The organism is Nocardioides imazamoxiresistens (assembly GCF_032378595.1).
In the GTDB taxonomy this organism is placed as follows: Bacteria; Actinomycetota; Actinomycetes; order Propionibacteriales; family Nocardioidaceae; genus Nocardioides; species Nocardioides imazamoxiresistens.
In genome coordinates this window covers 466987-474059 of the sequence record NZ_JAVYII010000003.1, presented here as the reverse complement: position 1 = coordinate 474059, position 7073 = coordinate 466987, and the positions used below count along the sequence as shown (strand labels likewise).

The following is a 7073-nucleotide window of genomic DNA, read 5'->3' as shown; positions in this document are numbered from 1 at the left end:
CAATCACCACCGCGGTCACACCGCACTCGGCGGCCGATCACCAGCCGACCTCGTACCCAACCTGCGTGGACAGAACACCTAGGCCGGGCGCTCACGCCTGGAGCACGGCCCAGGCGATCAGCTTGTCGAGTCGGCGAATGTCGACCTTTCTGTCCAGCTTGATCTTGATGTGCCCGGCGCGAGTCCACAGCTCGAGCTCGGCGTTGACGTCGAGGAACTTCCCCGCGTTCTCCGAGGACCACATGTCGATCCGGCTGTACGGCAGCGAGTAGACCTCGACCTTCTTGCCCGTCAGTCCCTGGGCGTCGCGGACGATCAAGCGCTTCGTCGTGAAGACGGCCGAGTCGCGAAAGGTCTTGTAGGCCGCCACGGCCTGCTCGCCATCGACGAGCAGGTCGTGGACGTCAGCGGGCACGGGGATCTCCTGCACGAGGGTCCAGGCAGTGATGGGCGCGGTCTCCATGTCGGCACTATGACGTCACCGGGCCCCGGGCGGCCGCGCTTTTGATGAACCCCGGCAAACTTCCCCCGGCCCGCGACGGGAGCTATCCCCGACCTACAGTTGAAACTATGACCATCTCCTACGCCCGTGTGTCCGGTGAGTCCCAGGTCGAGCTGACGAGCGAGGAGGTGCCGGACACGCTGCCGCCCGGCGCGGTCGAGGTCGCGGTGACGTACTGCGGGGTCTGCGCCACGGACACGCACAACTACACGTCCGGCGGGAAGGTGCCGCCCGCCGTGTTCGGGCACGAGTGGACCGGGACGGTGCGCCGGGTGGCCGACGACGTCACGACGGTCGCGCCCGGTCAGCGGGTCATCGCGTGCGTCGGGCCGTCGTGCGGCGCGTGCGCGATGTGCGTCGCCGGGCACGAGGACCACTGCGACACCGCGTTCGCGGAGGCGAACGGGGTCACGCCCGACGCGCCCGCCCACGGTGGGTTCGCGACCGGGATCGTCGTGGCCGCCCGCCGCGTGATGCCCGTGCTCGACGGGCTCACCGACGTGCAGGCCGCGCTCGTCGAGCCGACCGCCGTCACGTTCCACGCGGTGCGGCGCACCCGCCAACCGCTCGGCGCGGTCGTGGTCGTGCAGGGCGCGGGACCGATCGGGCTCCTCGCCGCGCAGCACGCGCGGCACGCGGGCGCGGGCCTCGTGCTCGTCGTCGAGCCCAACCCCGAGCGCCGTCGCGCCGCCGAGGAGCTCGGCTTCACCGACGTCTCCGAGCCGGGCGACGCCTTCCGCCAGCACGTGCTCGACGTGACCGCCGGCCTGGGCGCCGACGTGGTCTACGAGTGCACCGGCGCCGCCGGGCTGTTCCAGTCGTCGGCCGAGCTGGTCCGCCGGGGCGGCACCCTGTCGCTGCTCGGCTTCCCGATGACGGACTCGCAGGTCAGCTACGGCGACTGGCAGGTGCGGGAGCTCACGGTGGTGGGCTCCCTGGCGTACACCCACGCCGACTTCCTGGGCGCCATGCGCTCGATCGCGGACGGGTCGGTGCGCGTCGACACCCTGCACACCGGCACCGTCGGGCTGGGCGACCTCGCGGCGCTGATGGACGAGCTCGACTCGGGCCGCACCAGCCACGCGAAGGTGCTGGTCGACCCGACCCGCTGAGGCCCGGCGACCGCTGGGACCCGGCGCTACGGCCGCGCCACGTCCTCGCGCAGCGCGGCCGGCCACCGGTGCACCTCGGCCGGGGTCGACGCGACGCCGAGCGTCGCGTGCGGCATCAGCGCGGCCAGCGCCTCGGCGGTCGAGACGGGGTGGGCCGGGTCGTCGGTCCAGGCCAGGACGGTGGTCGGCACCGCGATCGTCGCCACCTGCTCACGCGACGGCAGGTCGCACAACGCGGCGCCGCGCAGCAGCGCCGGCAGCAGCTCGTCGCGCACGTCCGGCACGGTCTCGGGGGCCCCGAGGGTGGCGGGCGGACGCGGCGCCAGCCGCCCGGCCTCGACGAAGACGGCCGCGCCGTGCTCCTCCACCACCTGCGCCGCCCGCCGGTAGTCGTCCGCCTTCGCGACCCGGGTCTCCCAGGCCGTCGGCGGCACCAGCAGCGTGAGCCCGCTGAAGCGCCCGGGGTCGCGCACCGCGGCGTGCAGCAGCGTCCCGGTGCCCATCGACGGGCCGACGCCGTGCACCCGTTCGCCGGGGAAGTATGCGTCCAGCAGCCGCAGCAGGTCGTCGGCCAGCACGCTCCAGCGGTAGTCCTCTGGCACCGGACGTCCGGTCGAACGACCGTGCCCGCGGGCGTCGTAGCGCAGCAGGCGCGTACCGCTCAGTCCCCGACCCAGGTCGAGGTCGAGCAGCCGGTCGCGGTGGCGGCTGGAGGTCAGGCCGTGGAGCTGGACGACGGGCCGGCCGCCCTCGTCGCTCAGCTCGACGTCGAGCTCGGCCCCCGGCACGGCGAAGGTCGCCACGGACGTCGGCACACCTGCTCCTTCACGGGGTCGCGGGGGCCTGGGCCCGGGAGCCCTAGGGTACGAGCATGCGGCTGACCAACGTGGCGCACCTGCGACTCCCGTTCGGTCGGCTCTGGGGCTACGACGTCGTGGTCGGCGACCGCGGCGCTGCCCTGCCGGTCTCCTTCGACCAGGGCCGGCACGTGCGGGCCGGCGACCGGCCGGGGTCGTGGATGGCGCTGTCCTTCCGGCTGCCCGGTCCCGTCGACCGGGGACACCTCGCCACGGCGTGGCTGGCCGTGGTCGCGCGGCACGGCACCCTGCGCTCGGTGTTCAGCCCGGGCGTCGACGGCGACCCGGTGCTGCACGAGGTCGCGGTCGCGCCGGGCGCGTGGGTCGAGCACCCCGTCGGCCCCGGCCAGGCGGTCAACGACGCCCTGCGTGACGTCCTCGACGCTGCGTGCGGGCCCTACCAGCGGCCCTCCCACCGGCTGTGCGTGCTCGAGACGGCCGACGGCCCGACCGTCGTCGTCGGCGCCGACCACGCCCACGTCGACATGTGGTCGATGCTCGTCGTCGCACGCGACCTGCTGGCCGCCCTGGCGGCGGTCGAGGCGGGTACGCCCCCGCCCACCGTCCCCGCGGCCCCCTTCGCCGAGCACACCCGCGCCCTCGCGGACCGGCCGCTGGCACCCACCGACGTCCGCCGCCGCTGGACCGAGGTGCTCGAGGCCTCCGGCGACGTGATGCCGTGCTTCCCGATGCCGCTGGGCGACGTGGCCGCGCCGCAGCGCGAGCGGGTCGAGGTCCGCGACGTGCTCGACGTCGACGCGGCCGCCGCGATCGGCATCCAGGCCCGCGAGCTCGGCGTCTCGACGCTGGCGCTCGTCGTCTCCGCGATGACCGAGGTCACCCGCGACCTGGCGGGCGGGCCGCTGCGTGCGGTGTTCCCGGTGCACAGCCGCACGCCGACCCCCGACAGCGGCGCGACCTGGCACGACTCGGTCGGCTGGTTCATCACCAACTCCGTGCTGGAGTCCACGGACCCCGATCCGGCGGCCTGCGCCGCGGCGGTCAAGGAGGCCGTACGCCTCGGCTCCTGGCCGCTGGCCGACGTGCTGGCCCCGTGGGGCGGGATGCCCGCCGCTCCCGGGATGTTCGCGGTCTCCTGGCTGGACCTGCGCCGGCTGCCGGTGCGCGTCGACGCCACCGGGCTCGAGGCGCAGTACGTCGGCGCCGCCATCCGCACCGACGGCGTGATGCTCTGGTTCGTCCTCGACGAGTCGGGCCTGCACCTGCGCTGCCGCTACCCCGACACCGCCGAGGCGCGGCGCAACGTCGGCGGCTGGCTCGACGCGCTCGTCGCGCGGCTGCGGGCCGAGGCCCGCGCCTCGGTCGGGGGCCGGCTGCGGCTGGGCGGGCGGACCTACCGCGTCGAGCGCGCGGCGCGTGCCGACGTGCCCGCCCTCGTCGCCCTGCTCGCCGACGACGAGATCAGCCGACCGCGCGAGGGCGCCGAGCTGGCCCACTACGAGGCCGCCTACGACGCCGTGGCCCGCGACCCCGCGCACCTCCTGGCCGTGGTGCGCGAGGAGGGCGGGGACGGAGCGGTGGTCGGCACCTTCCAGCTGACGGTGCTGCCGGGCCTGTCCCGCAGTGGGGCCACGCGGCTGCAGGTCGAGGGCGTACGCGTCGCGACCGGCCATCGCGCCGACGGCCTGGGCACGGCGATGCTGGAGTGGGCGCACGCGCACGGCGTGGCGCGCGGGGCCCGGCTCGCGCAGCTGACGACCGACCGCGAGCGTGACCGGGCGCAGGCGTTCTACGCGCGGCTGGGGTACACCGACTCGCACGTGGGGATGAAGCGGCCGCTCTGAGCGCGGCCGCGCGGCTAGACCGCCGGCCCGTCGACCGGCCGCACGTCGAGCAGGAGCCCCACCGTCCCGGTGCGGCCGCGGCGCAGCCGGCTGGCGCCGACCGTGAGGCGGCCGAGGATGCCGTACTTGCGGGCGGTGGCCTGCGCGACCCGGGCCGAGTCGTCCGCGTCGAGCACCCGGGCGGTGCCCTCGTGGACGGGGCCGTGGGTCGTGCGGCCGCGCACGTCCGAGCCCTGCACCCGCACCCGGCCCGTGCCGCGCACCCGCTTGACCTTCCACGAGTCGGCGACGGTCCACACCGCCAGCGCCCCGTCGAACGGCACGACCCACACGGGCGTGGGCTTCGCGCGGCCGTCCTTGGTGAAGGTGGTGAGCACGACGTACTTCTCGTCGGCGAGCGTGGTCATCGGCGTCCTCCCGGGTGCGGTCGGGCCAGGATGCCAGGCGAGCGTGAGCGCCGGGGTGGGCGCGAGGACCGGGAACGACGAAGGGCCCCGGTCGTCGACCGGGGCCCTTCGTGTCCTGCGCGCCTGTAGGGATTCGAACCCCAAACCTTCTGATCCGTAGTCAGATGCTCTATCCGTTGAGCTACAGGCGCATGTCGCACACGTCAGCGAGCGACCCGAGAAACCATAGCCGACGCGGGCGCCGAGGCGAAATCGACTTCCGGCCGCGGCCTCAGCAGCCGCCGCGCTCCGCGGCCCGCGCCGCCACGCCGTCGTCGTCGCAGAAGCCCGTGCCGCTGCGCTTGAGGCAGAGCAGGCCGACCAGGCCGCCGTCGGCGTCGAGGACCGCGAGCCGGCGGCGGCCCGCGGCGGCGAGCTCGAGGCGTACACGCTCGGCGTCGGCGTCCACGGCGACCACCCGGTCGTCCAGGCGCCCGACCTCGCGGCCCGCGACGGTGTCCGCGTGACCGGCCAGGTCGGCGCGCTCCACGACGGCGACGAGCCGCTCGCCGTCGACGAGCAGGGCGGCGTGCACGTGGTCGTTGGCGAAGAAGGCCCGCAGCTCCGCGACGGTCGCGTCGGCGGGCGTCACCTTGGGGACGGTGACCATCACCTCACGCACGCTGCCGGACACGGGCGCCAGCCTGCCGGACCGGGCCGTCGGAGGGAAACCGGCGCCGGGACCCACGCAGCCTCACGGGCCCCTTGTGAGGTCGTGAGCGAAAAGTGACACGGGCGTGAAACACGCCGGACGCCGGCGTAACACCCGCAGCCCAGGCTCCTGGTCACACGAACCCCGTGGCCCAGGAGGCTCCTCGTGACCCTGATCGCTCCCCCGCCCGGCTCGGACCGGACGACCGCGACCGACACGACGTCCGGCACCGCCGCCCGACGCCGCCGCACCCGCCGTTGGATCGACGACTGGCGCCCCGAGGACGAGGCCTTCTGGGCGCAGACCGGGCAGCCGGTCGCCCGCCGCAACCTGGCCTGGTCGATCTTCGCGGAGCACCTCGGCTTCTCCGTCTGGCTGATCTGGAGCGTCAGCTCCGCCTACCTCGTCGCCATGGGCTTCGCGTTCTCGCCGCAGCAACTGTTCCTGCTCGTCGCGATCCCGAACCTGGTCGGCTCGCTGCTGCGGGTGCCGTACACCTTCGCCGTCGGCCTGTTCGGCGGCCGCAACTGGACGATCGTCTCGGCGGCGCTGCTGCTCGTGCCCACGCTCGGGTTCGCGGCGGCCGTCACCAACGAGAGCACGCCGTACTGGCTGTTCTGCGTCATCGCCGCGACCGCCGGCTTCGGCGGCGGCAACTTCGCCAGCTCGATGGCCAACATCAACTACTTCTACCCGACCGCGAAGAAGGGCGCCGCGCTCGGCCTCAACGCCGCGGGCGGCAACCTCGGCGTGGCCCTCATCCAGCTGCTGCTGCCGGTCATCGTCGGTGGCGCGGGCATCTTCGGCCTCGTCCAGGCCTCGCAGGGCGGCATCCACCTGGAGCGGGCGGCGCTGGTGTACGCCGCGCTGGCCGTGGCCGCCACGGTGGCCGCCTGGCTGTGGATGGACAACCTCGGCACCGCCGTCGTGAAGCCGCGCGAGCAGCTGCGCATCGTGCGCCAGCCGCACACCTGGGTGATGTCGGTGCTCTACATCGGCACCTTCGGGTCCTTCATCGGCTACTCGGCCGCGATGCCGCTGCTGATCCGCCTGAACTTCTGGGTGCCGGAACCCGCGCCGCTCGGCACGGGCATCTACTTCGCCTACTACGCCTTCCTCGGCGCGGCCGTCGGCTCGGTCACCCGCCCGTTCGGCGGCTGGTTGGCCGACCGCTTCGGCGGCGCCCGCGTCACGCTCCTCGCCTTCGTCGGTCTCGCCCTCGGCACGTTCGCGGTGCTCGCCACGGTGCTCCAGCTGACGCCCAACCCGACCGCCGACCCCATGATCGCGGCGCAGAACCAGGACCTGTTCCCGCTCTTCCTCGGCTTCTTCCTCGTGGTCTTCGCCTGCACCGGCATCGGCAACGGCTCGACCTACAAGATGATCCCCGCGATCTGGCGCCGTGGCGCCGAGAGGGCCACGACGCCCGGCACCCCCGAGCGCACGGAGGCGGTGCGCACCGCCGCGCAGCAGGCCTCCGCCGCCCTCGGCGTGATCGGCGCCGTCGGCGCGATCGGCGGCTTCCTCATCCCGCTGGCCTTCAGCGCCCCGTGGGTCGACGACCCGCTGGCCGCCACGCAGGGCGCGTTCGCCGTCTTCGCCGCCTACTACGTGCTCTGCGGGGTCGTCACGTACGCCGTGTACCTGCGCCGCGGCAGCGCCGCCGCGCACGTCTGAGCGCTCGGACCGACAGGAGTCG

7 protein-coding genes and 1 tRNA gene are annotated in these 7073 nt (G+C 74.3%); 3 read left to right on the top strand and 5 right to left on the bottom strand.

Annotated features, from left to right (window positions below):
- Window positions 1–91: 91 nt before the first annotated feature.
- Window positions 92–463 (bottom strand): PH domain-containing protein, encoded by a 372-nt coding sequence (locus RDV89_RS09270; RefSeq protein ID WP_315732703.1) that lies wholly within the window; start codon window positions 461–463, stop codon window positions 92–94.
- 107 nt (window positions 464–570) lie between these two features.
- On the opposite strand from RDV89_RS09270, the gene RDV89_RS09265 reads away from it, so the two are divergent.
- Entirely contained in the window at window positions 571–1614 is a 1044-nt protein-coding gene (locus RDV89_RS09265) for a zinc-dependent alcohol dehydrogenase (RefSeq protein WP_315732701.1), read from the top strand.
- Between the two features lie 26 nt (window positions 1615–1640).
- Here RDV89_RS09265 and RDV89_RS09260 read toward each other — a convergent pair whose 3' ends face one another.
- Window positions 1641–2429 (bottom strand): alpha/beta fold hydrolase, encoded by a 789-nt coding sequence (locus RDV89_RS09260; RefSeq protein WP_315732700.1) that lies wholly within the window; start codon window positions 2427–2429, stop codon window positions 1641–1643.
- 56 nt (window positions 2430–2485) lie between these two features.
- Here RDV89_RS09260 and RDV89_RS09255 point away from each other — a divergent pair, with 56 nt between their 5' ends.
- Window positions 2486–4276 (top strand): GNAT family N-acetyltransferase, encoded by a 1791-nt coding sequence (locus RDV89_RS09255; protein ID WP_315732698.1) that lies wholly within the window; start codon window positions 2486–2488, stop codon window positions 4274–4276.
- A 14-nt stretch (window positions 4277–4290) separates the two neighbouring features.
- Here RDV89_RS09255 and RDV89_RS09250 read toward each other — a convergent pair whose 3' ends face one another.
- The 3 genes from RDV89_RS09250 to RDV89_RS09240 form a co-directional block, all read right to left on the bottom strand.
- Window positions 4291–4683: a PPOX class F420-dependent oxidoreductase gene (locus RDV89_RS09250; RefSeq protein WP_315732697.1), complete on the bottom strand. Its 393-nt coding sequence runs from the start codon at window positions 4681–4683 to the stop codon at window positions 4291–4293.
- A gap of 118 nt (window positions 4684–4801) precedes the next feature.
- Window positions 4802–4874, bottom strand: a tRNA-Arg gene (locus RDV89_RS09245).
- 80 nt (window positions 4875–4954) lie between these two features.
- Window positions 4955–5356 carry a CBS domain-containing protein gene (locus RDV89_RS09240; RefSeq protein WP_315732696.1) on the bottom strand — a complete coding sequence of 134 codons (402 nt, stop codon included), beginning with the start codon at window positions 5354–5356 and terminating at the stop codon, window positions 4955–4957.
- 183 nt (window positions 5357–5539) lie between these two features.
- On the opposite strand from RDV89_RS09240, the gene RDV89_RS09235 reads away from it, so the two are divergent.
- The gene (locus tag RDV89_RS09235) at window positions 5540–7051 is read left to right on the top strand and encodes an MFS transporter (protein ID WP_315732694.1); all 1512 of its coding nucleotides are present in this window, start codon (window positions 5540–5542) and stop codon (window positions 7049–7051) included.
- The last annotated feature ends 22 nt before the right edge of the window (window positions 7052–7073 follow it).